Genomic DNA, 25,946 nt, shown 5'->3' with positions numbered 1-25,946 from the left:
ATGCAGGACTTACTCGATAAAGTAAAAGATGCAGGTCTTGATGTCACTGCGGTCAGTGGAGAAGAAGCCATCACTTTTTGGGAACAAGTCAAAAATGACATTGCCTCATCACCATGGCAAAAAGCCCAGTGCTATATTATCAGCGCGGAATACCGCGTATCGCTCAATCAGTTTCAGCAAAGTATCGAAGAACTCAAAGCCGCCCGGGCATTACTGCAATTCCCACAAGATGCTGACAAAATCTTATCGATAGAAATCAGTTTAAGTGAACGTTTTATCACAATCGGGGATTATCAAACCGCTTTACAAGCGTATATTTCTATTTCAAACCTCGCTGTTGAGTACGGTTTTATCGATGAATACGCTCAGGCTGTCCTCGGGATGGGCTCACTCTGTTATCACTATGGTGATCCAGCTAAAGCAATGCGCTTTTATCAAAAAATCGATAGTATTGATCATGCACTTTCCAGTCGTGTGCTTCGTCTTCGCTATAAAATATCGATGCTCGCCTGCTGTATCGACCTTAAAAATTATCAGCATGCAGAACAGCTCATCAAAGAGTGTGAGGAACTCAGTATACTGGTCAGTGACAAAACGCTGACGGGTCAGATCCTGTTATACAAAGCAAAAATCTGTCTCGCCAGAAATCATGTTTCCGATGCTTTACACATTATCGCCTCTGTCCCTTATACCACACGACATAACTACCTGATCTCACTCTCGTGCTTAATCAAAATCGAGTTGGCGCTTTGCTTCACCCAAATCGGGAAAGCCCATCTCGCAGAAATGCTGCTCCTTAGTCAGAATAAGAAAATCGCGTCATTTACCCATCCGGAATTGAAAAAAGATCTATATCAGACTCTCAGTTATATCTATGAATACCAACATAAATACCAACAAGCACTAGACTGTCAAAAGCGCGCTTTTCAGGTCGAAGTCGATTTGATGAAACGGATTCCGATCGGCGATTTGGGCACAACGCAGCTGCGTCGGCTATCTCGCTTTGAACTTCAGTTGAAACTGATTTTGTCAGAGATCGAAAATAGGGAACTCAAAGAAACAACAGAAAATCAAAAGAACACCGTTGCTCAACTCCAGCAAGATGTATTTACCGATCCGCTGACCAAACTCCATAATCGCCGCTGGCTGGATACGAAGCTCAAGGATTTACTGCTCCATGAAACTCCCTTCGCCTTTCTTGTCGTCGATATTGACCATTTCAAATCAATTAATGATGAGCTCAGTCACCTTGTCGGAGACAAAGCCATTGTCAATGTATCTAGACTGCTCAGCGAGTATTTCAGCTTTCAACAGGCCTCCTGTGTACGTTTTGGTGGTGAGGAATTTTTGGTGATTCTCGAAGAAACAACGCTGGAAGAATCGCAAGCCCATGGTGAACACTTCCGTGAAAATATATACCAATTCAACTGGCAAGAGATTCTGGGAGAAAGAGGATTAACCGTCAGTATTGGCATTACGTTACATCGGGAAGGTGAGAACACGCAGCGCACCTTCTATCGCGCGGATAAAGCGCTCTATCGCGCGAAAGCAAACGGCCGTAACCAAGTCTGTATCGAAGAGTAACCGTTCGAAAGCCAAATCAAGGACAATGCAATGCACAGAAGATATTGCGTTGCCTGCAAGCCCTCAACTGACCAGAACATCACGCAAAAAAAAGCCAAGTGCAATCCGCACTTGGCACAATCAATGTGAACAACAGGGTTCACTAACAACGTCAGTTGGCTAGGTGACCCTCGGCTTAAGGGTCATGAACATTAGTGCACATCCCATGCCAATTTTAAATAACCAGAAAATACAGTAAATTAGATAGCATGGCCCAGAAGTGAATGCATTCATACGAATAAATGAATTGCACTTTGCAAAGAAATATCCTCATCTTGCAAAAAGCAAACAGAATTCAAACACCAATTTTGCAAAGCCTATGGGGATCGCCAGCAGAATTCGATATACTGAATGCCCAATGACTCTTTATATCTGATTGACTCAATGAATTATTTCATCACTTTCTTAAAAGGCCTCGCCATGGGCGCCGCAGATGTCGTGCCAGGTGTTTCCGGTGGCACGATTGCTTTTATTACCGGTATCTATGACAAACTACTGGAAAGTGTTCGTCGCATTAATCCCAGACTTATTTCCTACCTGCGTCAACATGGCGCAGCCGATACATTGCGTCATATCAATGCGCTATTTTTGCTCAGTCTGTTCGGTGGCATTTTTGTCAGTATTCTCACACTGGCCAAACTGATCTCTTGGTTACTGGACACCCACCCGATCCCACTCTGGTCATTCTTCTTCGGTCTTATTTTGGTTTCCGTCTACCATATTTTCAGACAAATTGAACGCAAACGTTTATTAGACCTCGTCGCATGGGGAGCCGGTTTAGCATTCGCCTATACCATCACGGTTTTGCAACCGCTGAACTTAGACCCCTCACTGCTCAATGTTTTTATTGCAGGGTGTATCGCGATCTGCGCGATGATTCTACCGGGAATTTCCGGGAGTTTTATTCTGCTGCTGCTCGGCATGTATACACCAATCCTTGATGCAGTGAAAACAATGCAAATCGATATCCTTATGGTATTTTTGGTCGGGTGTGTGGCAGGGCTATTAAGTTTCTCTCATCTACTCTCTTGGTTACTGAATCATTACCGGGATATCACGTTGTCAGGCCTGACGGGGCTTATGGTCGGCACATTGCCGAAAATCTGGCCGTGGAAAGAAACGCTGACTTGGCGTACCAATTCTCATGGCGAGCAAGTCCCGCTTGTGCAACACAATCTGTCGCCAATGGCGTATGAACAACTCACATCTCAATCCGCGCAACTGTTGCTGGCAATCGTGATGATGTGTAGCGCGATTGTCCTGGTACTGGCACTCGAAAAGTTTGCCCGCCCATCACAAGGATAACTCATCGCAAACGCATGTCGATTCGGGGAAGTATGACTTCCCCATGACTATATGCAGTCAAATGCACTTATGAAAAATTAACACACCGCAGAATTTTTAGTCACAAAAATTCAACAGCTGCAACAAAATCATACGTTTTTCTGCCTAATTAACAATTTTCCTACCTGATATTTAATTAATTCTAGACACATCATTCTGTCACTATAATATGACTTTTCTGGACTTTAGTGACACGAATAGTGGCACGAATCACAGCACACGACTTCAGTCTCACTGCCGTTCAGAAACATTATAATTCGAATCCGGATGTGATCAGCGACAGAGACAAGCCTTTTCCGGCAAAAAATCAACCCCGATGATCAACATCCCTACATCACTAAACCGCAGGAATTAGTATGCAAAGCAACAACATCTTCGCTCGTTTTGCCCGAGGCAACTTAGTGCTGCAAATCATTGCAGGCATTGTTTTCGGCGCACTTCTGGCGACATTCGCACCCGAAGCAGCAACAAAAGCCGGCTTGTTGGGCAGCTTTTTTGTCAGCGCACTGAAAGCCGTCGCACCCATTCTCGTTTTCGTTTTAGTTGCGGCTTCTATTGCCAATCAGAAAAGAAACCAACATACCTTTATGCGTCCTATCGTGGGATTGTATTTACTGGGAACATTTACCGCTGCGATCACTGCAGTGGTATTAAGTTTCATGTTTCCAACCACATTGACACTGGTTGCCGGTGCCGATGGCGCAACACCACCACAAGGCATCACAGAAGTGCTTCATACTCTTCTGTTCAAGATTGTCGATAATCCAATCAATGCCATTATTCAAGCCAACTATATCGGTATTCTGGCTTGGGCAATCGGTTTGGGATTAGCCTTACATCATGCCAGTGCATCAACCAAAGCCGTCCTTGAAGATCTCAGCCACGGTGTGGCAATGATTGTTCGCTTCGTCATTCGCCTCGCTCCGTTCGGTATCTTTGGTCTGGTGGCTTCAACATTTGCGACAACCGGATTTTCGGCACTTGTCGGTTATACCCATCTGCTTGCGGTCTTGCTGGCATCAATGCTGATTATTGCCCTCGTTGTCAATCCGCTCATCGTTTATGTCAAAACGCGTCGCAACCCTTATCCACTGGTTCTGCAATGTCTGCGTGAAAGCGGTGTGACTGCATTCTTCACCCGTTCGAGTGCTGCCAATATTCCGGTCAACCTCAACTTGTGTGACAAACTCGGATTGGATGAAGATACTTACTCCGTATCCATTCCTCTCGGCGCGACAATCAATATGGCGGGGGCTGCGATCACGATTACAGTTCTGACACTGGCGGCAGTGAATACAATGGGCATTGAAGTCGATATGATGAGCGCATTACTGCTTAGTTTCATTGCGGCAATTTCGGCATGTGGCGCTTCGGGTGTTGCCGGGGGCTCTCTGCTCCTGATCCCGCTGGCATGTGGTCTTTTCGGCATCTCCAATGATGTGGCGATGCAGGTCGTTGCGGTTGGATTTATTATCGGGGTCATTCAAGATTCAGCAGAAACCGCACTAAATAGTTCAACAGACGTTGTGTTCACCGCAGCAGTTTGTCAGTCAGAACATCAGAAGACAGTCTGATGCTTTTGTTTCACCATCCTGCCCTTCGGCAGGATGGTGCCTATCAATACGGATCGATTGATGAGCGAAGCCTCAGTGCATATGCTTATCGGTAAAGTCCGGTTTGAGATGCTTTTCCTCACCCCCGCCTTTTTCAGCATCTGCTTGAGCTTCACCGCTTGTTGTATTGTCATGCGGGACGGGCAACAATTCTTCCATTTCTGCAACCAGCGCATCGCTGTCATTGGTTGACGGCAAGTCATCATCTGGATATTCACGTTGGGGAATAGGAACATTGCGTTTATATAATTTATTAAAAGCCCGAATAATCAGATGCTTCCCGATCGTTCCTGCCTGAATTTTTTTCAACAATGGTTTGGCAAAACTTTGCAATAACACAATTGAGTCGACCCCAAGTCGGCTACCGACATCATCCCGCATCCCTTTTGCCGGTTCATAACCACAATTCGCCGATAAAAATAGCCAAATATAAGCCACCGAATTACCGTACGCGCCATGATCCATCCACGCTTTCCCAGCATAATACATCGCCTCGGCATTGCCTCTTTCTCCGGCACATTCCAGCCAGTAGCAGCCTTTGCGATGATCTTGGCTCACACCATTGCCCTTGAGATAACTCAAGCCTAATTTCATCATTGCTTCCGAACTATCCAGTCTGGCGGCCTTAGAATACCAGTAACAAGCATCTTCAGGCTTCGGGACCGGATTGTCGCGGGAAAGATACCAGTCTCCTAAACTCAGTTGGGCCGGAATGAAGTTTGACATGGCCACCTTTTCGAGAATCCGGACCCCTTTTTCGGTATCCACAGCAATCCCCATACCGGAGAAATAGGCCTTCGCAGTTTCGCAAAGTGCATGTAAATCCCCTTCCAGACCACGAATATACATTTCCCAGAATTTTGCTTTTTCTTCCAATACCGTATCCTTGCGTGAACGCTGACAAATCCGCACGACGCCATACATGCCGGTAATATTTTCCAGAGATGCCGCCTTCTCATACCAATGCAATGCTTCCCGCAGATCGCGTTTTTCGGCTTCTTTGGCCAAATAAAGAATGGTCGGAACATGGCCCTCTTCAGCTTTTTTCTGGCGCTCTTTCCGGTCTTCTGCCACGGCTTTCTCTCTCGCACGACGCCCTAAGTCTTCCCTTGCCTGACGTTCAGCCTCCAGCCGTTTTTGTTTTACCGAAAGGACCATCATCCAAGACACCAATAAAATCAGTGATAGACCAGCCAGTCCCATTAAAAATCCGATAATATTCATTCATGCCTATTTCTGGTTGGTTGCAAAGCAGAGCAATCAGACTCTGATGCCTGATGATTCCAATATCAAAAAGAATATCAGCAACAGATGTAATCATGCGAGTCATTTTCCCCACAAAGTGATGTCCACCTAAAATAAGGATGAGAATCGATATTGAAGATTTGTCACTTCTGACGGACTTTCATCGATTTCCACAGCAAAAAATAAATCCTGTGATATATGAAATATATAACTAAAATATAACTAAAACATATAGCGTGCATCACCTCCGCTTGCGTTAATCTTTTGACAATCGCGTGATCTATGTACATTTTGTGATGAATACTTGACCAATGCACAACAAAGTTTTTTACTAGAACCGTTTAGTGGAAACAACACGAGCAAGGATAACCGGGTGGAAAACTAAATGCATAAAGTGAACGATACGGTCCAATCTCAACCTTATCCTTTAGGTGCCACACTGGATGCCTACGGATGCAATTTCTCTATTTACGCACCGGGGAATCCGGCTATTCGGCTCGCATTATTCGATGAACAAGGACATTACGACACATATCCTCTCGACGATGAATATGCCGGCATCCGCTCTACTTATATTCCTGCGATTCGCACCGGTCAAAAATACGGCTATCTCATCAAACAGCCAGAACAAAAAAAGTGGCAATATATCTCCGATCCTTATGCGAAATCACTAGATGGGCCACTCAGCTATACCCCGCCATTCACCATCAAATCAAGTTTTCAACTGCCCAAATGTGTGGTTGTCGATGACCGCTTTGACTGGCAGATGACATCGCCCCCCCATATTCCACGGGAAAAGACTGTTTTATTCGAAACCCATGTGAAAGGTTTGACACAACAACATCCGGATATCCCGCCCAAGTTGCGAGGAAAATATCTCGGACTGATTCACCCGGCGATGATGGCATTTTATCAAAAGCAGCATATTCAAACGCTCCAGCTCCTGCCCATCGCCGCTTGTATGCATGAATCTCATCTATTAGAGACGCAACAGGTCAATTACTGGGGATACAATCCGTATCTATTTATGGTTCCCGATCCGCGCTACGCGATTGATGACCCGGTCACAGAGTTGAAAACGGTAATTCGCACGCTGCATAAAGCTGGTATTGAAGTAATTCTGGATGTGGTATACAACCATACTGCCGAAGGTGGCGCTGATGGGCCGCTCTTCAACCTGAGAGGATTAGATCCCAAATACTACATCACGAATAATAATTCTTATGCCAATTTTACCGGGTGTGGCAACACCGTCGATCTGGCTTATCAGCCGTCTCTCAATCTGGTTATGGATACACTCCGCTATTGGGTCAGTGAATATCACATCGATGGCTTCCGTTTCGATCTTGCCGCAACCCTCGGCCGCTCCGGAGAAACCTTCAGTCCGAATGCGCCGTTTTTTAAAGCGGTTGCTCAAGACCCCGTACTCAAGCAAATCAAACTGATCGCAGAACCTTGGGATATTGGACCGAACGGTTATCAAGTCGGTAACTTCCCGTTCGGCTGGAACGAAACCAACGATAAGCTCAGAGATATCAGTCGCAGCTTCTGGCGTGGTGATCAAGGATACCTCAAAGAATTTGCAACCCGAATCATGGGGTCACGGGATTTATACAGTGCCGCAAACTGGCCTTTCAAACTCACCGTCAATTACATTACTTATCATGACGGTTTTACCCTTCAAGACTTGGTGTCATACAAACACAAGCATAATGAAGCGAATGGCGAACAGAACCGGGACGGTCACGGCGATAACCGCTCTGAAAATTATGGGATTGAAGGCCCGACCCAAGATGCGGAGATTAACAACGTCCGGATGCAGCAGAAACGCAACTTTATGGCCACGGTTCTGTTTTCATTCGGGATCCCGCACCTCCTGACTGCCGACTTGCTATCTCATACACAACAAGGCAATAACAATGCATACTGTCAGGATAACGAGATTAGCTGGCTCAAATGGCAGTTAGATAAGAATGAACAAGAGTTTCAGAATTGGCTGGGCAAACTCGTCACCGCCCGAGAAAAATATATGGTACCGTTTATCCAGGCATTCAGCGGCGATTCTCGCAACTCAAACCGCGTTTTCTGGCGTAAAGAAGATGGCTCGCTGATGACACAGGACGACTGGAACCAACTCAATCGTGTTTCGCTGCATTTGGGGATTGAAGATAACGGTGACGAAATCCTGTACCTGATCAACCGCACCAAGGAATCAATCCTGTTTACGCTCCCCGAAGGCCAGCAGGTCTGGCAAGTTTTATTTGATACCGCCTCCTTTGAAATGATGTCCACCACAGACAAAAACGAACGGTCACAACCCGCGATGTCTTTTGCCATTCTCTATTGTTCATCTCGGGATGGTTCATCTCGGGATAGTACATCTCAGAATTATTCATTTCAGCAAACAACTCTGTCATAACAAGTCTCAATCGTAACAGACTGTGAAAGCCTCCAAAGATGATTATAATGGAGGCTAATTGTTTTCTCGCATACCGCATGCTCTGAGAACAACACCATGCCGCCGTGATTTACCCAAATCACCAAAACCAAAGGACCTTTATGTTTAAGCGATTTGAGGGGTTTACGCAGGCTTTTCCCTCAGAAGAGCCACAACAACCGCCAACCACCTTATGGGCGTTTTGTCGTCATTACACGCAAGGATTTATCAAACCATTAATCATTATCGCTCTATTGAGCATGACAATCGCCATTGTTGAAGTCGCCCTGTTCGGCTTTATGGGTCGATTGGTCGACTGGCTTTCTGTCAGCAACCCGGAAACATTCCTTGCCGATAATCAATCGCTTTTGATTGGTCTGACGGTATTAATCCTGATCGGTATGCCGCTGATTGTCGCGGTTCATTCACTATTGGTTCACCAAACGATGCTCGGGAATTATCCGATGTCGATTCGTTGGCTGGCACACCGCTATCTGTTAAAACAAAGCCTCTCTTTTTATCAGGATGAATTTGCCGGCCGCATTGCAACCAAAGTGATGCAGACCTCGTTGGCAATTCGCGAAACCGTAATGAAAATGGTGGATGTCTTCATTTACGTCAGTGTTTATCTCACCGCGATTTTAGTCTTGCTTGGCGATTCTGACTGGCGTCTGATGCTCCCCATGCTGCTCTGGCTCATCAGTTACGTCGGTATTCAGTTTTTCTATGTACCGAAGCTCAAACATGTTTCATCACTTCAGGCCGATGCCCGTTCAACCATGACAGGACGATTCGTGGACAGCTACACCAACATTCAAACGGTCAAGCTGTTCTCGCACAACCACCGCGAAACCAGCTACGTTCAAGAGAGTATGGAAGGGTTTCTCGGCACGGTGTACCGTCAGATGCGTCTGGTGACCGGATTTAATCTCTCGGTTGAAGTCGCCAATTACCTGCTGCTCTTTTCGATCTCTGCCATTTCAATTTATCTGTGGTCACAACAGGCCATCACCGTCGGTGCCATCGCCGTGGCAATCTCACTGGCACTGCGTATCAACGGGATGTCCAAATGGATCATGTGGGAAATCGGCGGACTGTTTGAGAACATGGGAACGGTTGTCGACGGAATGAATTCGCTCTCCCGCTCGATTGCAGTTCAAGATAAACCGGATGCCAAACCACTACAGATCACCCAAGGGGCCATTGAGTTTGATCACGTTCATTTTTGCTACGGCACCGATATCAATGTCATCAATGACTTAAACCTGTATATTCGCCCCGGAGAAAAAGTCGGGATTGTCGGACGTTCCGGAGCTGGAAAATCAACACTGGTCAACCTGCTACTACGATTTCACGACGTCGAAAGCGGGCAAATCCGCATTGACGGTCAGGCCATCGATGCGATGACCCAAGACTCACTCCGCTGCGTGATTGGGATGGTTACCCAAGATACATCGTTGCTACATCGCTCCATCCGTGAAAACATTCTCTACGGTAATCCCCAAGCAACAGAAGAACAGATGATTCGTGCGGCGCAACAAGCGCACGCCCATGAGTTTATTGAAACCCTCTCGGACCCGCATGGTAACCGAGGGTATGATGCCCAAGTCGGTGAACGCGGTATCAAGCTATCCGGTGGACAACGCCAGCGCATCGCCATTACCCGAGTATTACTGAAAAACGCCCCGATTCTGATTTTGGATGAAGCAACGTCAGCCCTCGACTCAGAAGTGGAAGCCGCGATTCAGGAAAGCCTCTATGAGCTGATGGAAGGCAAAACGGTGATTGCAATTGCACACCGTCTCTCAACAATCGCTGCCATGGATCGCCTGATCGTGCTCGATCAAGGTAAAATCGTCGAAGAAGGAACACACCAAGCCCTACTCGCCAAACACGGCATTTACGCGCACCTCTGGCAACATCAGACTGGTGGGTTTATCGGTTGTAAGTAAATCATTCACATACGCCACTGCGCTGGCGTATGCTGAACTTGCTTATCCGATGCACCAATTCATCAATCCGCCTTGATTGTTTGTTGCTCCACAATTAAGGCTTTGCTTCTAAAACGAACCGTTTTCTTCTAAAATCCGCCTGTTTCGAGATTTTCAGGAGATGAGACACCAATATGACCAACAAAAGCCTTTATACCAACCTGATTGCGATTCTCTGCATGTTTGCAGGCTATCAGCTGAATGAGGATATTCTATTCACTGCGGGACTATTTGCCTTTTCCGGTGCGATCACCAACTGGCTCGCCATTCATATGCTCTTCGAGAAAGTACCCGGATTATATGGCTCAGGTGTAATTCCTAAACGCTTTGATGCATTTCGCTCTGCCATCAAATCTCTGATGATGGAACAATTTTTTACCGATACCAACATTGATAAATTTCTCGATCAAGAACTCAACCAAACAAGTCAATTCAGCTTAGAACCGGTCATCGCGCAAGTTGATTTTAACCCGACGTTTGATGCACTCGTTGAAACCATTGCGCAGTCATCCTTCGGGGGCATGCTGGCCATGTTTGGCGGAACTGACGCTCTGCAACCGCTCAAACAACCTTTTGTCGAAAAAATGCAACAGGCAATGGTTGAAATCAGTCATAGCGACTCGGTTCAAAACGCCCTGAAAGAACAGTTAGAATCCGAGACGATGAAAGCGGATATCCGTCAGAATATCGAACAGATCATCGATCAGCGACTCAGTGAGTTAACACCACAACTGGTCAAAGAAATGGTACAAAAAATGATTAAAGAACATCTGGGCTGGCTGGTGATTTGGGGGGGCGTATTCGGCGCGCTCATCGGTGTGATTACCGCACTGTTATCGTAACCGTCATGCCACAAGCGGAATGGACACAACAGGTGTAACCATTGCAGGCTGACTTATCATGACAGAGGGTTTGACGCCCGATGACTTTGAAACGATAGCTTTGAAACGATAGTTTTGAAACGATGACTCTGAAACAACAAAAACCACATGGATAACCATGTGGTTTTTTTCGTTGTATCAATTCATCAATGTATCAATCGACGGATTAATCCAGTTTAAAGGTCGCCACTTTCGAATTCAGAGCCATTGCCTGATCTTTCATTTCATTGGTCTGCTGTAATCCGGCTTCAGCACCGCTTGCCAGCCCCTCAGTGACATCTTTAATCGCAGTCACATTCTGAGTGATTTCACCGGTAACATGGGTCTGCTCTTCTGCTGCGGTCGCAATTTGCGTCGCCATATCACTAATCTGCCCCACAGAGGTCAGAATCTCTTCTAAAGCCTGACTGGCATGATCGGCATCCTGAACCGAGCTCTCGGCCAGCTTAGCACTATTTTCCATCAAACCGACGGCTCTTTGAGTCATTTCCTGAAGCGTTTGAATCGTCGATTTGATCTCTTCAGTTGAAGTGTGTGTCCTTTGAGAAAGCACCCGCACTTCATCAGCCACCACCGCAAATCCACGCCCTTGTTCTCCGGCCCGAGCCGCTTCGATGGCAGCATTCAAGGCTAACAGGTTCGTCTGCTCCGCGATCCCCTGAATCGTACCCAGCACTGCTGAGATTTCCGCAGAGTGCTGATCGAGCTCTGAAATCACCGAGCTGGCCTGAGTGACTTCACTCGCCAGGTGATTGATCGACTGTTTGGTATTCATCACCAATTGATGCCCATGCTGAGTGCTTTCAGAAGAATTCTGAGCTGAATGGGCCGTCTGTTCGGCATGCGAGGCGATTTCCTGCGTTGCTGAAGCCATCTCCGTCACAGCGGTGGCAACCATGGTGATTTCCTGCTGCTGCATCGAGAGCTCTTCTACGGTCTGATTCACCCGCTCTGTACTCTTTTGCGACATAAGGGTTAACGCGTCAGACTGCTGACGAATATGACTGATTAACTGTTGCAGACTATCCACGAAGGTATTAAATCCATGCGCTACTTTGCCCACCTCATCATGGCTGCGGATCTCAATCCGCTGCGTCAGATCACCACTACCGCTTGCAATCTGCTCCAATGCATCAGAGACATGCTTCAAAGGACGGAACAAAATACTACAAATCCAGTTGAATAACGCGATACCGATCAAGACCAACACACCCGTCACCGCAAGTTGGCTATACAATGTATGATAAAGCGGCTGGACCAAAGACTGCTGATCAATCACTGCCACCGTAATCAAATCACTGTCTTGGATTGCCCGTGCATAGACCACATATTTTTTCCCCTGAATCTCGAGCACTTGATCTTTGCCTGAGCGGACAATATCCTGAATATCGGCAAAAGGGATCCCCAGCGTTTCAACACGCTGATTCAGTAAAGATACATCCTGATGAATGAAGACATGTCCGGTCTTATTGGTCATAAACATATAGCCATCGCCCGGCAAAACGACATGTTTCAAACTATTGATAATATCATTCAACTCAATATCAATGCCCAGCACCAACTCAGAACCGAACAGGTTGACGACTTTCCCCATCGACACCACGTTTTTTCCGGTGGCCGCAGCGACAGTCGGGTTATCCATAAACACCTTGTCCGGATTTTTCTTCGCATTGATATACCAGCCCCACTTTCTGGGATCATTATTGCCCGGTGGCAGCACGACCCCATTGGCATTCTTTTGACTGCCGTCAGGATAAGCAAGGAATACATTCTCAAACCCCGCGGCACGTTTCATCTGTTTCAAATGCGTGACCACAGACCCTTCCTGAACTTCTTCAGATAAAGAAGTTAAAGCCAATTCTTTCGACTTCAGCCAGTCAGCCACATATTGATTATAAGATGCACTGGTACTCAGCAATCGCTGTTCGACAGAAACGGATAATCGCTCCAAAGAAGCATAAAATGAAATAATTTCGACCAATATACAGCCAACGACAATGGCAACACTGGCAGATATTGCTAACTTATTTTTTAGTGATAGATTTTTAAACATAGACACACCTTGTTTAATTGAGGTATGAAACATATTTCCTAATGAATATATTTTTAATATATATTTTTAATAGTAATACATTTTCCATGACGACAAAGTATTCTAACTTTATCTGCCTGTTTCAGATACATAGCAATGATGACCGTCATATTTTAATAAATCCCTAAGACAATCAAAATAAAAGATACATTCGTCGTATTTATCGTAGTCTATGAATATTTTTTTACTATGTTTTCAGGAGAATAGTGACTTGGGTCACACGTTGAGTTGGGTCTGCTTTTTGTGTTGCACTAAGGAATAGCATGGATCTGAACCATTAGATGATGCCCCCGTTCGCACGGATAACCTGACCGTTAATCCAAGCTGATTCAGCCTTGCTAAAAAATCGAACAACGCGGGCAATATCTTCGGGTTCGCCCAAGCGTTTAAACGGATTCATGTTTTTAATGTGCTCGACTAATTCTTCACTCTTATCTGAAAGAAAAAGCTCCGTTGCAATGGGCCCTGGCGCAATGGCATTCACAGTAATACCTCGATTTCCCAATTCCTTGGCTGCGATTTTTGTCATGGTTTCCAGTGCTGCTTTGGTGGCAGCATATGCGGCATAAGTCGGTTGATAAAGTCCCACCACGCTGCTTGAAAAATTGATAATCCTTCCGTTATCGGCCAGACGCGATGAGGCTTCACGAATCAGACGAAAAGGCCCTAAAAGGTTGAGTGACAGTTGACGTTCGAAAGAAGCATCTGTGACTTCTGCAACTGGCGAAAGCTCCATAATCCCAGCGTTATTAACCAAAATAGTTACTTTGCCCAAGGTATTTTCAGCTTTATCGAAAAGAGCCCTAGCCGCTTCAGAATGGGAAAGGTCGGCCTGAACAGCAATCGCCTGTCCGCCCTGATGTTCTATTTCTCTTACGACAGACTCGGCTTTTTCGGGGCTATTGGCGTAGTTAACGAGTACCGCGATTCCATCGGTGGCGAGCGTTAATGCGATTTCAGCACCGATACCTCGCGAGGCACCCGTGACGATTGCGACTTGCTTTTGTTGGTGTTGTGAATTGTTCATCGTATATCTCCTATCTGTTACAGGAGATAATAAAGGTTCGATATTCAAAAACAATACAGCTAAAATAGACATAAGAATTCGGTATATACGAATAATAGATAGCAACTGAACAAGCGAGTTACAAGTATGGATCGACTGGATCAAATCGAACTTTTCGCTCGGATCGCTGAAGGAGGAAGCTTTGTGCGCGCGGCAAATGAGTTAAACATCGCGCGTTCAACGGCGACAGAAGCGGTGAAAACTCTGGAACAGCAGGTTGGTGTACAATTGTTAACACGCACGACCCGACATGTCGCGGTAACGCCAGAAGGAGAAGAATTTTATCGCCACGCAAGAATCATTCTGGATGAAGTAGAGGATGCCTACAGCACCTTTAAAACGAAAACGCCACACGGACACTTAAGGATAGATGCATCCGGATTGTTGACTCGTACATTTATCACGCCTCGTTTGCCCGAATTTCTAGCGACTTATCCCGATATCACCATTCAATTTGGCCAAAGTGATCGATTTATTGATCTTGTGCGAGAGGGAGTAGATTGTGTGCTGCGGGCAGGCACACCAGATGACAGCAGCCTGCGAATGCGACGTCTGGGATATTTGCCCGAAATTACCTGCGCCAGTCCAGATTATCTGAAACGATATGGTACGCCTGACAATATTGATGATCTTGCGGGCCATTTCATGGTGGGTTTTGTCTCCTCTCGCACTGGCGACATCATGCCATTGGAATTTCAGCATGATGGAAAAACTGAATTGCGTCGTATCCCGGCAAGAGCCATGACTGATAATTCCGATACCGCTGCGGATCTTGCAGTCCGCGGACTAGGGCTGATTCAAGCGCCACGTTATCGTTTCGAACCGCTGCTTGCTTCAGGCCAATTGGTGCAAATTCTCTCCGACACCTTGCCAGAACCTATGCCCTTAAACGCTATTTATTCCGGAGATCGACGCTTGTCTCGGCGGTTGGATGTGTTTCTGAATTGGGTGGATGACATTTTTAGAGAGCAGGCGCTGTAAATCCCATTTGCCCGTAAAAAATCGATGAAGATGACGTTCTGAGCTGACGACGCTTCTATCACAAGCAAACGCAAGGTAAGATGACCCCGAATTTAACTCGAAACCATATAGCAGACAATTCATATTGTTAGGCTGAGCAAAACGCTATGACCAAAACAACCGTTACGCCCCAAAAACCGAAAAAAAACCGCACCACTTTACAAGACGTAGCCGATGCGGTCGGTGTGACGAAGGTGACGGTCTCCCGGTATATGCGAAATCCTGAATCCGTGGCAAAAAAGACTCAAGAGAAAATCGCCACAGTGATTGAACAACTGGGTTATATCGAAAACCGCGCACCGGCAATGTTGTCCCGTGCTTCAAGTAATGCGATCGGTGTGTTACTCCCGTCACTCTCTAATCAGATCTTCGCTGCATTCATGCAAGGCATTGAGACCGTCACCAAAGCCAATGGCTATGAAACACTGTTGGCTCACTTTGGTTATGATGAACAAGAAGAAGAACGCAAAATCGCATCCCTACTCTCCTATCAGGTCGATGGCTTGATTCTCACCGCCAGCAACCACACCCCGAGAACATTACAGATGATCAAAAACGCTGGTGTTCCCGTGGTTGAAACGATGGAGCTCCCGCCCGCTCCGATTGATATGGTCGTCGGGCTGGATCATACCGATGCTTCCTATCAGGTGGTGCGTCGGATTATTGCGGCCGGTAAACGGTCCATCGCTTACTTTGGTGCCCGTCTTGATACGCGTACGCATCTCCGGATGCTTGGCTATGACAAAGCCATGCAAGAAGCCGGATTAGCGCCAAAACACATTCTCACCAAGGAGCACTCCAGTTTTTCATTAGCCGGTGATTTACTTGATAAAGCGATGCAGCAATACCCTGACTTAGATGGCGTCTTCTGTACCAACGACGATATCGCCATTGGTACCCTATTCGCCGCTCAACAGCGCGGCATCAAGGTACCTGAACAACTTTCTATTGTGGGATACAACGCTTTAGATATTGGTAAGACCATTCACCCCAAAATCACCAGTATCGATACTCCCCGGTTTGACATTGGGCAGAAAAGCGCAGAATTAATCATTGCAAGGCTCAAGAACGAACCCATTACGCATCCAGTTATTGATATGGGATATATCATTCGTGAAGGAGACAGTATTTAGTCACATCACTTCAGAAGCTTTTCACTTCAGAGACGTTTTACTTCAGGGACTTTTTATTTCAGGAGTTTTTTATTTCAGGGACTGCGCCTGTTGCAGCGCCGTCACGATCCGTTCGATCACTTGGTCAATACTGCCTTGAATACTCACCACAATCGTCTGTGGTTCATGATCTGGTCGCTCCAGCGTATCAAACTGACTTTTCACCATATTCTCTTTCATAAAATGACCTTGTCGCATCCGCATCCGTTCAAGGATCAACGTCATGTCACCATCAAGAAACACGAAAGTCACCTGTTTGTTCCCCTTGCGGATTTGATCACGATAGTCTTTTTTTAATGCCGAACAGACCAACACACCATGTTCATTGTGGCTTTCAAAACGATGGGCTGCATCTCGGATGCTTTCCAGCCACGGTTGACGGTCTGCATCATCCAATGGCTGTCCCGCAGCCATTTTCTGAATATTCGCGCTGGGATGGAGATCATCACCATCAATAAACTGACGCCCGAGCCGATTCGCCAATTGTTTTCCAATCGTGCTTTTACCGCACCCGCAAACCCCCATCACGACGATACTGCTACCTGACATACTCAATCCTCATCACAAACTTGCGCGTGATCTCATTTTTGAAATTCACGCTAAGATTGGGGTTTACCCGACCAACTTTACCGGTAACATGTTACCGGTAACTTAAAGCACTGTAAAGTCACTTACTCAACCAATCGAATAACAAAATAAATGCATTTTTCCGGCTAAGATTTTGCGCCAAAACCACTCGAAAAATAAGTGAGCATCACCGGGAAGCGTTTCTAGGAGATCAAAATGTCCAACAATTACAAGACAATTGCGCAATCAGTTGTTGCACACGTGGGAGGAAAAGATAACGTCTCCGCTCTGACCCACTGCATGACACGGCTCCGCTTTGTACTCAACGATGCAAGCTTGGTTGATATCCCTCAGCTCAAAGCGATCAAAGGCGTGATGGGCGTGGTTGATAATGGTGATAAAGTACAAGTGATCATCGGTAACGAAGTGGCTGTTGCTTACAAAGAAGTGATGTCTCTTATCGATATTGATACCGCCCCGCCCGCGACTTCCGCAGAGAAAAAGCAAAAACTGACCGCAAAAGTCATCGGAGCAAAAATGCTTGATGCGCTTGTCGGCACCATGTCTCCCCTCATTCCAGCGATTATCGGCGGCTCAATGGTTAAGCTACTGGCGATGGTCTTAGAGATGAGCGGTTGGGTTGAACCGAATGCACCGACGTTAATCATTCTCAAAGCGATTGGTGACGGTGCTTTCTTCTTCCTGCCTGTGATGGTGGCCGCTTCAGCATCAATCAAGTTCAAAACCAACATGTCACTGGCGATTGCAATTGCCGGGGTGCTGATTCATCCCAACTTTATCGCCCTGATGGCTCAGGCAGCGCAAGGCCAACAAGTTGATCTGTTCGGGGTCTCCATTACTGCGGTGAAATACACTTATACGGTGATTCCGGCGTTGGTAATGACTTGGGTTCTGTCTTACATTGAGTGCTGGGTGGATCGGATTACACCGGTCGTGACCAAAAACTTCCTCAAACCGATGCTTATTGTGTTGATTGCCGCGCCCATTGCCATTGTGGTGATTGGCCCCGTCGGTATCTGGATCGGAACCGCAATTTCAGCGGTGGTTTATACCATTCACGGCACACTAGGCTGGTTATCGGTTGCAATCATGGGCGCACTCTGGCCTCTCTTGGTACTCACCGGGATGCATCGCGTTTTCACGCCAACCATTATCCAGACCATTGCTGAAACCGGCCGGGAAGGCATGGTGATGCCTTCTGAAATCGGCGCGAATCTAGGTATGGGCGGTGCATGTTTAGCCGTCGCTTACAAAACCAAAAACATCGCGCTCAAACAAACTGCACTCGCGGCAGGCGCTTCAGCGATTTTCGCCGGTATCTCTGAACCCGCTCTGTATGGTGTTCTTGTCCGCCTCAAACGCCCGCTGATTGCGACCATGATTACAGGGTTCATTGTCGGGGCACTGGCGGGTATGGGCGGTTTAGCCAGCCACTCCATGGCGTCACCGAGCTTATTTACCAGTGTGCAATTCTTTGATGTCAATGACCCGATGAGTATTGTCTGGGTATTTGGTCTGATTGCCCTCGCGATTGTACTCTCGTTTGTTCTGACGCTGATACTCGGCTTTGAAGATGATCCGCAAGTCGATGATGACCAAGCGCTCAACGCTGACCATTCTGCTGACAATGAGAATGACAAGAGTAAAGTGCCATCACAAGCGACCGCTTAACCGCTATTTGATAGATGCAAGTCATCTGATCTTTACGATGACTTGCATCGATAAAAAGGAAACACATGTCTGAACTGCATTTTCCACAAAATTTTCTCTGGGGTGGCGCCATTGCCGCCAACCAGTCAGAAGGGGCTTACCTTGCAGACGGCAAAGGTTTGACCACGGTTGATATGATCCCGTACGGTGAGAACCGGCTACCGATTAAACTAGGGCAAGTCGCCGGCGTCACACTCAGTGAAGATGAATTCTACCCCAGCCACCGCGCCATCGATTTCTATCATCGCTATCGTGAAGATATCGCCCTGTTGGCGGAAATGGGTTTCAAAGTGTTCCGCCTGTCGATTGCATGGAGTCGTATTTACCCCAATGGCGATGACGCGGAACCGAACCAAGCGGGTTTAGATTTCTACCGAGACGTTTTTGAAGAATGCCACAAACATGGCATCGAACCGCTGGTCACTTTGTGCCACTTTGATGTCCCCATGAATCTGGTCAATCAATACGGCTCATGGCGCAACCGTCAGATGATTGCATTCTTTACCCGCTATGCGCGCACCTGTTTTGAACACTACCGTGGTCTGGTCAAATACTGGCTCACGTTCAACGAGATCAACATCTTGCTGGCAAGCCCATTCTCAGGTGCCGGATTACTGTTTCAAGCCGGTGAAAACCACGATCAGGTGAAATATCAAGCCGCACATCACCAATTAGTTGCCAGTGCACTGGCGACCAAAATCGCCCATGAAATTGACCCGCAAAACCAAGTCGGTTGTATGCTTGCAGGCGGGAACTTCTACCCTTATTCCTGTAAGCCGCAAGATGTGTTTACCGCGATGGAAAAAGACCGCGAAAACCTATTCTTCATCGATGTGCAATCTCGTGGCTATTACCCGGCATACAGCCAATCGGTCTTTAAGAAAAAAGGCGTACAACTTCAGACCGACGCTGAAGACTTTGAAATTCTCAAACATACCGTCGATTTCATTTCCTTCAGCTATTACGCTTCGCGCTGTGCATCTGCCGATATGAATGAAGGCAACACCAGCGCTGCAAATGTGGTGAAATCGATTCGCAACCCTCATTTACCCGCCAGTGACTGGGGATGGGTGATTGATCCGCTTGGGTTGAGAATTACCATGAATACCCTGTATGACCGTTACCAAAAACCGCTCTTTTTGGTCGAGAACGGTTTAGGCGCGAAAGATACACCGGATGAGAACGGTGAAATCAACGATGACTATCGCATCGATTACCTGCGTCAACACATTCAGGCCATGCATGACGCGATGCAAGATGGTGTACCGCTGATGGGATTCACCCCTTGGGGTTGTATCGACTTAGTGGCCGCATCAACCGGTGAAATGAGTAAGCGTTATGGTTTTATTTATGTTGACCGTGACAACTTAGGGCAAGGCACCTTAAACCGGACACCGAAGAAGTCCTTCTACTGGTACAAGAAAGTCATCGCCAGCAATGGCAAAGATATTCGCTAACGCGAATCAGGTTTAACAATCCCCTTCTCTCCTTCCCTCAAATCAAGAGAAGGGGATTGTTTCTTTTGGCTCGTACAACCCTGAAAAAGCCATTCGTGGATTTTTCCCTGAGTCCATCGAACAAGTTAGCTTTTCAAATATTTCGCTCAATTCAAATGGCCATTGAATCAAGAAAATCATTCAAGGAAAAATGATTAGGCTCTTCCGGGCAGCACCTAAACGCTGCTCTGGACAACTCATGACTCAGCCAAACAAAAAAGATTTTCTGGTGACGTTTACATCTCTGCAAGAGTTACGAATGAAATTAGTGTTATCAATATAAGAAAGATACGCATTATTTAATAAACCTAATGCCCAATGAGCGAGTCACCCTCTAATACGAATGATCAACTGCGGAATCCAAGTTAAATACAGCGACATATGGATTGACTTTTAACATCTCAGATATACCAGAGTATCCCGTACCATCAAACGGATCTTTAAATTTCGTAAAATAACCTCGGCTGAACGGTTCATTCTTCATGTGGATAACCATTACACCAGAATAACTTTTATAAAGCGGGAAGCCACCAGAATTTTTAATCAGGGTCGCATCATTTTCAGCGCCATACTTATCGAGTTTACCCCCCACTTTTTGGGCATATTGTTCCGCTAAATTTCTTATTCTATCTGTTTGTTGTGGATATTCAGCAAACTTCCATTTACGTGAATTTGACTCTAACTGCGTGATAATTTCGGATTTTATTGCGCCTAATCTAGTCATTATCTCTTTATCAAATGGACGGCCATTATCGGAACAATAAGAATCCCTTCTGACCAGCTCATCGATAAATGCATCAGGGTTATTAGAATAGAAAACATCAAGCCAGTATTCTGCAATAATGCGCTTTTCCATAAATCGATTTTTTACCTGAGCCATTTTTTCAACCTGCTTTTGCGCTGCTGCATTACAGGTTCTTTCTAACAAACTAGCTTGGTATACTCTGGCATTTTTAAAGGAATCTAAAACCATATTGATAGTAATGGTCATGTATGACCCATAAACTCCGTACTCTGGAACTTTTTCAATGAGAACGGGAAAAGATTTGCGAAATTCATCCTCATACGCGAGCAAATCAGGAATTTTCTCTTTAATAAAATCAAGTTCGCTGTAAGAAAGAATAGACTCTTTTGCCGTATTCTTCTTACCGATAGTCAATAAGGTTATAAGTTTGTCAATTCGAGGTATTTGGTTATAGAAATTGACCTTTTCTAGCCTAAGTATTTTCCTGTCTATTGATGGACTTTGTTTACCTGCGACCGTACTTTCAGCTTCCTGAATTAATTTTTCATACTCATTTTTCAAATCACGACCTTCAGGGAATGCCTTATACCCATCTGAAATTTTTGCATAAAAAATTTTAGCTTGCTTAACACTACGCGCCACACTCTTATATGACCCCGCAATAAGGTATTGCCGGATTCTGTGCATCTGTTTCTGTGTGAATTGATGATACTTAATATCATGTTTTAACTGTGATTCAGGGGGTAATTCTTTAGCGGCCGAAAGAGGTAAATGGAAAAGAAAAAAACTCAAGCACAATGCCACAAGAGTTCTTAATTTAAAGCAATTAACGAGTAACATGAATGATAACCCATATTAAAAAGACCTGTATTTTTCCCGCAATCGTAGACATCTTTTTTCTTCTTTTTGTGGCCCTTCAAACACCACTGAAGTGATACCCTCGATTAGAAACTGACCCGACACCAAACTTTCCTGATCTGGTATCGGGCCTGTTTAATCCCCCATCCTTACTTTAAAAAAGAAGGGAGAGAAGGTAACTAGTCACACGGGACGGGGACAATCGCCGGAACAATGCCAACATTTGAAGCAGCGGCATAACCGGTGCCGTCATATGCCCGAGTAAACGAGGCATGTTGCATACGGCAGAATGAGTCTTTTGAATCTTTCATCATGACCCAACCCTTTGTGCCTTTATACAGAGGAACGCCTAACCCGTTTTTAACGAGGGTCCAAGGCTCGTCTTGTCGACCGACTTTAACCAATTCGAACCCCATTTTTTTCACAACCTGAGCTGTCCTTTCCTCAATGGCATCCGAAACGGATACCGTCTTTTCATCGGCCCAGCGGTTTTCGTTTTTAGACGTCGCTACTTTGATCGCCTCTGGAATCTTGGCAACGGCAGCATCCAGTTCAGCGTAGGAGGGCTCCGCAAGTCCAGCTAACTTATGGCTCTCGCCTATATTTTGTTTCAACTCGCGAACATAGCCTTTACTACCCAGCACAAGTTTCTTGTAGTCACTCAATTCTATATAGCCGTCATCGGTCAAGCGGGCTATCACGGCGTTAATGTCTTTAATTTCCTGTTGAAGATGACGCTGGTATGAAGTGACGGCCAATTGCGCATAATATTTATCCGCATTTTCGGCCAATTCACATTTGGCCTGTCTGTCTCTGCCAGCGCTGTTCTTAACTATTTCCGCATATTTACCTTTACAATCCACGGCTAATTGTTTGATTCGAGGCAAATCCTTCTTCAACCCATCGACATAACCGATGTCAGCCGGTTTGTTCGCTTTTCCCACGGCTAATTGATTCCAATAAGAGATATCGTGGACGGTATTGTCAAAATCACCGACTAGGCCAGCATTTTCCAGAAACTTCGCATTTTTATCTGCATAGATGTTATCCATATACTCTGGCATTTTCTTCAGGGCATCATGACGCGCAATAAGGTCTTTGATGACCGGTTCATCCAACAACTCTGCAGGAATCCTTTCCTTGATCTTATCCGCTTTTTCCACATCCTCCAGACAGACATATGCGTCCCGAGAGCCATAGCTCTCCTTTTTGAGGCAAGACTTGCTTTCCATGTGTTCAATTCTATGGCGATAATTTCGGGCAGCTTTCTCAACGGTGGCCTGATGCGCCAACCCATCAAGCAATCCTCGCAATTTTTCCTGTCTTTCCCGTAAGCTGCCAATTTTGGCGTCGGATTTAATTTCATCGGAATATTTATCGAAGATCTTGTCCAATTTTTTCATGGCCTTTTCACAACGTTTACTGATGGTTGCGATTGGCTTTCCAAGATCAGTATTACAGTCTTTTTGCTCAGCCTGTACCACTTTCTTTTCATAGGATTTAATAGCCTTGTCCAGCTTACTTGAAGCGGCATATACCGGCGATTCCCAAACGAACCCGATTAAAACAAAAAGCCATAATCCTTTTGTAATATTTTTCATAACTTATCCTTTAACATTTAAACTCATGCTATAAAGTGAGGTGCAAAGGGTGTTCGTCGCCCTCTATTACAATTCTTGCTACAGCTCGAGCCTAACCCACACACTACCGCCCTCCGAAAAAGTATCTTCCGAAGAGTGGTGACAAATAAGAGTATTTTATCCGGTTATATCAACGACGAAATCAGATTAATATGGAGTAAGATCAAACTATTGAATAAAAAACATACGATTCACAATAATGACCGTAAATCATGCAACATGACAACCCATCTGAGTTTTACCCAAATTTACGGTTAGATCATCTCATTACCTACAATCCAAAACGCTAGCTTAGAAAACCTAGAACGACTTCAACCGCTGAACGAATCCACTCCTTGAGGTGCGTGTCCTGCTTATTTTTTTCTGAAGAAGAGCTCACCGACTTAGCGGAGGAAATGATGAAATTGAAGGCTTTGGTGGAAGAGTTTTTTTGCAAGGTTGGGCGGTGATATTTTGGCGAAAAGTTAAGGGGGGCCAAATCTTATGCCTATACCGAAAGTGTGCAGTAAAGGCAGGACACCCCATATTTTATACTCAATGCCAAATTCGTCTATTGTTTATGGTGTGAATTAGATCGGGACTGGAAAGTTAATATTCTTTAAGACTTTAACAACTTTTTCAGGAGAATTGTTCTTACAATATTTTTTTGACTCTTTTAATTGCTCCGGCATGGAGTCAAAATCAAGCATACTAAAATTCTGATCGAAATCAGGCATATATAAGTAAGCATTTTGAGGGTCGTTAACAATACTGAGAGATTGAGCCATCTGGTAGGTTACCGTGTTTCCCCCCTGAACGGCCAAGGCAAAAAATAAATTCGACAGAATAGGCAGCCAAGTGTAGTTGTGAGCGATAGGTTTGCCAAGCAGTGTCTCATTCTTGTGGGTAATGACATACACCTCGTCAAACTTTTCTCCAGTACCTATAATATCCGGAACAGGGAAATTATCAGTGCCCGTGCCACCATCAACATACATTTGTTCGTTTACTGCTCGCTCAGGGAATGCTACAGGAATAGCCGTGGAAGCTAAAATGATATCGACCAGATTTGTGCCTTTATCGTCATTTTCTGTGCTATCGAATCTTTTTTCCCTGCCATTATCTACCGAAACTGCTGATATAAGCGTGCGGCAAGGAAGCTGGTCGATAGTGTCGAAGTCCATTTCGTTATTGATATATTTTTCTAAGGTGACTTTCAGCGGAGCGGTATCCAAGACATAACCCTTTCCTATATTCTCCAAAATGGCTTGGTAAGCCGATTTCACCGCTTCATAATCATAGTGCTTAACCTTTTGAATTAATGTGGCAACATCGTTAGCAAAGGCTCTGATTTCTTTATATTCTTTAATCGATTCATCAAAAATAGAACTTAACTTCTCCAAAACTTGCTGCCACGTCATGGATGCGTAATTTTTTAACAAATCAACAACATCGTTATACAACTGAATAGTGTCTTTACTTGATTTTGATCCCGCAATAATGGTTTGAATCGCGTTAAACAATAGGGCTTGCTGAAATAGTTCATCATTGTAAATATTATTATTCTTGATCGCTGGAATAATGTCATTTTCCACCTGATCCCAGGTGATTTTTCCATTAATAACCCCATTGACCAGAATTGTACATATTGAGCCAGAACTGGTTCCTGCAAGGATTGCTGGAGTTATTTTTTCTGTAGCCCCGGGATACTCGGCTTCCATGATTGCTCGAATACAAGCAAGTTCTTGTGGTATGAATGCAGCAGCTCCTGATATAACAAAAGCGACATTCTTTGTAGCGTTTTCCATTTATTCCTTTCCTTTAATTAATATGTTTACTGTTAATATAGCAGGCGGGGTGTAAATGCTTTAATAAACACTTACACCGATAATCATTTTTAATTGATATAAAAAAAGTAGGTGACAATAAGTAATTGTCAAGGTGCTAGGTAGTTAAATAAAAGACAAAAAAGTTCTTACGAGGACACACGCTAAAACAAAACAAAATAAGGAACAAAATAAGCAAAAGAAAATAAGGAAGAAAATAAGGACACCCGCTCTAATCAATCTCTCATCATCATGAAATCAGTCTGACCATTGATAACCAATAAATTTGAACTCACTCGGAATCAGCGGTTGAATCGATTCCCTATCCAGCCCCAATCCTCCACGATAAGACTCATCGATCATCATCCTGAGAGCATCCATGACAACCCAAAAAGCAGAGAATGCTCGGGATTCATATTTCCTGAACAATACCGTTCAATATCAATTCGGTTGCTGACATTCGTCATCCATTCAAACTGGTGATTCATCTTTATCGGCACGCAAAACTGCTCTTAATTATTCAATACCCCGACATAAAATCGAGCAAAAAATAATTCACATCGAGAACTAGTTTAGAAGATCTGGAACGACTTCAACCTCTAAACGAATCCACTCCTTGA

General features: G+C 45.2%; 18 protein-coding genes. 10 read left to right on the top strand and 8 right to left on the bottom strand.

What is annotated here, in order from left to right:
• The 3 genes from MKS89_RS16670 to sstT all read left to right on the top strand — a co-directional run bounded on the left by MKS89_RS16670 (position 1) and on the right by sstT (position 4,541).
• The gene (locus MKS89_RS16670) at positions 1–1,584 is read left to right on the top strand and encodes a GGDEF domain-containing protein (RefSeq protein WP_072954529.1); all 1,584 of its coding nucleotides are present in this window, start codon (positions 1–3) and stop codon (positions 1,582–1,584) included.
• A 423-nt stretch (positions 1,585–2,007) separates the two neighbouring features.
• Positions 2,008–2,928, top strand: a complete 921-nt coding sequence (locus MKS89_RS16665; RefSeq protein ID WP_072955087.1) for a polyprenyl-phosphate transporter — start codon at positions 2,008–2,010, stop codon at positions 2,926–2,928.
• A gap of 395 nt (positions 2,929–3,323) precedes the next feature.
• On the top strand, positions 3,324–4,541 hold the full coding sequence (sstT, locus tag MKS89_RS16660) for a serine/threonine transporter SstT (RefSeq protein ID WP_072954527.1): 1,218 nt from the start codon (positions 3,324–3,326) through the stop codon (positions 4,539–4,541).
• A gap of 72 nt (positions 4,542–4,613) precedes the next feature.
• Here the strand turns inward: sstT and MKS89_RS16655 are convergent, their stop codons facing one another.
• Both MKS89_RS16655 and MKS89_RS16650 read right to left on the bottom strand, forming a co-directional pair.
• Positions 4,614–5,741: a tetratricopeptide repeat protein gene (locus tag MKS89_RS16655; RefSeq protein ID WP_165614804.1), complete on the bottom strand. Its 1,128-nt coding sequence runs from the start codon at positions 5,739–5,741 to the stop codon at positions 4,614–4,616.
• Positions 5,701–5,901 (bottom strand): hypothetical protein, encoded by a 201-nt coding sequence (locus MKS89_RS16650; protein ID WP_165614803.1) that lies wholly within the window; start codon positions 5,899–5,901, stop codon positions 5,701–5,703. Before MKS89_RS16650 ends, MKS89_RS16655 begins: the two co-directional genes overlap by 41 nt.
• A 309-nt stretch (positions 5,902–6,210) precedes the next feature.
• Here MKS89_RS16650 and glgX point away from each other — a divergent pair, with 309 nt between their 5' ends.
• From glgX to MKS89_RS16635, 3 genes are all read left to right on the top strand, one after another.
• Positions 6,211–8,244, top strand: a complete 2,034-nt coding sequence (gene glgX, locus MKS89_RS16645; RefSeq protein ID WP_083571248.1) for a glycogen debranching protein GlgX — start codon at positions 6,211–6,213, stop codon at positions 8,242–8,244.
• A gap of 140 nt (positions 8,245–8,384) precedes the next feature.
• Positions 8,385–10,214 carry an ABC transporter ATP-binding protein gene (locus MKS89_RS16640; RefSeq protein ID WP_072954522.1) on the top strand — a complete coding sequence of 610 codons (1,830 nt, stop codon included), beginning with the start codon at positions 8,385–8,387 and terminating at the stop codon, positions 10,212–10,214.
• A 173-nt stretch (positions 10,215–10,387) separates the two neighbouring features.
• Positions 10,388–11,095 (top strand): DUF445 domain-containing protein, encoded by a 708-nt coding sequence (locus MKS89_RS16635; RefSeq protein WP_072954520.1) that lies wholly within the window; start codon positions 10,388–10,390, stop codon positions 11,093–11,095.
• Positions 11,096–11,300: 205 nt separating this feature from the next.
• On the opposite strand, the gene MKS89_RS16630 is transcribed toward MKS89_RS16635, so the two are convergent.
• Complete coding sequence (locus MKS89_RS16630; RefSeq protein ID WP_072954518.1) at positions 11,301–13,187, bottom strand: methyl-accepting chemotaxis protein; 1,887 nt, start codon at positions 13,185–13,187, stop codon at positions 11,301–11,303.
• 316 nt (positions 13,188–13,503) lie between these two features.
• Complete coding sequence (locus MKS89_RS16625; RefSeq protein ID WP_242656010.1) at positions 13,504–14,325, bottom strand: SDR family oxidoreductase; 822 nt, start codon at positions 14,323–14,325, stop codon at positions 13,504–13,506.
• 54 nt (positions 14,326–14,379) lie between these two features.
• On the opposite strand from MKS89_RS16625, the gene MKS89_RS16620 reads away from it, so the two are divergent.
• Both MKS89_RS16620 and MKS89_RS16615 read left to right on the top strand, forming a co-directional pair.
• On the top strand, positions 14,380–15,273 hold the full coding sequence (locus MKS89_RS16620; RefSeq protein ID WP_072954514.1) for a LysR family transcriptional regulator: 894 nt from the start codon (positions 14,380–14,382) through the stop codon (positions 15,271–15,273).
• Between the two features lie 146 nt (positions 15,274–15,419).
• Positions 15,420–16,445 carry a LacI family DNA-binding transcriptional regulator gene (locus MKS89_RS16615; RefSeq protein ID WP_252518346.1) on the top strand — a complete coding sequence of 342 codons (1,026 nt, stop codon included), beginning with the start codon at positions 15,420–15,422 and terminating at the stop codon, positions 16,443–16,445.
• A gap of 69 nt (positions 16,446–16,514) precedes the next feature.
• Here the strand turns inward: MKS89_RS16615 and MKS89_RS16610 are convergent, their stop codons facing one another.
• Complete coding sequence (locus tag MKS89_RS16610) at positions 16,515–17,033, bottom strand: gluconokinase (protein ID WP_072954509.1); 519 nt, start codon at positions 17,031–17,033, stop codon at positions 16,515–16,517.
• A 234-nt stretch (positions 17,034–17,267) separates the two neighbouring features.
• Here MKS89_RS16610 and ascF point away from each other — a divergent pair, with 234 nt between their 5' ends.
• Together ascF and ascB are read left to right on the top strand one after the other, a co-directional pair.
• On the top strand, positions 17,268–18,743 hold the full coding sequence (gene ascF, locus MKS89_RS16605; protein WP_072954507.1) for a PTS cellobiose/arbutin/salicin transporter subunit IIBC: 1,476 nt from the start codon (positions 17,268–17,270) through the stop codon (positions 18,741–18,743).
• Positions 18,744–18,808: 65 nt separating this feature from the next.
• The gene (gene ascB, locus MKS89_RS16600) at positions 18,809–20,239 is read left to right on the top strand and encodes a 6-phospho-beta-glucosidase (RefSeq protein ID WP_072954504.1); all 1,431 of its coding nucleotides are present in this window, start codon (positions 18,809–18,811) and stop codon (positions 20,237–20,239) included.
• Positions 20,240–20,612: 373 nt separating this feature from the next.
• Here the strand turns inward: ascB and MKS89_RS16595 are convergent, their stop codons facing one another.
• The 3 genes from MKS89_RS16595 to MKS89_RS16585 form a co-directional block, all read right to left on the bottom strand.
• Positions 20,613–21,863 carry a hypothetical protein gene (locus MKS89_RS16595; protein WP_072954502.1) on the bottom strand — a complete coding sequence of 417 codons (1,251 nt, stop codon included), beginning with the start codon at positions 21,861–21,863 and terminating at the stop codon, positions 20,613–20,615.
• Positions 21,864–22,060: 197 nt separating this feature from the next.
• Positions 22,061–23,482, bottom strand: a complete 1,422-nt coding sequence (locus MKS89_RS16590) for a hypothetical protein (RefSeq protein WP_072954499.1) — start codon at positions 23,480–23,482, stop codon at positions 22,061–22,063.
• Between the two features lie 608 nt (positions 23,483–24,090).
• Complete coding sequence (locus tag MKS89_RS16585) at positions 24,091–25,308, bottom strand: patatin-like phospholipase family protein (protein ID WP_072954496.1); 1,218 nt, start codon at positions 25,306–25,308, stop codon at positions 24,091–24,093.
• Between the last annotated feature and the right edge of the window lie 638 nt (positions 25,309–25,946).

Origin of the sequence: Vibrio gazogenes, from assembly GCF_023920225.1 — a bacterium.
GTDB lineage: Bacteria > Pseudomonadota > Gammaproteobacteria > Enterobacterales > Vibrionaceae > Vibrio > Vibrio gazogenes.
The sequence above is the reverse complement of the archived record's forward strand: the minus strand, read 5'-3'. Positions and strand labels throughout refer to the sequence as shown.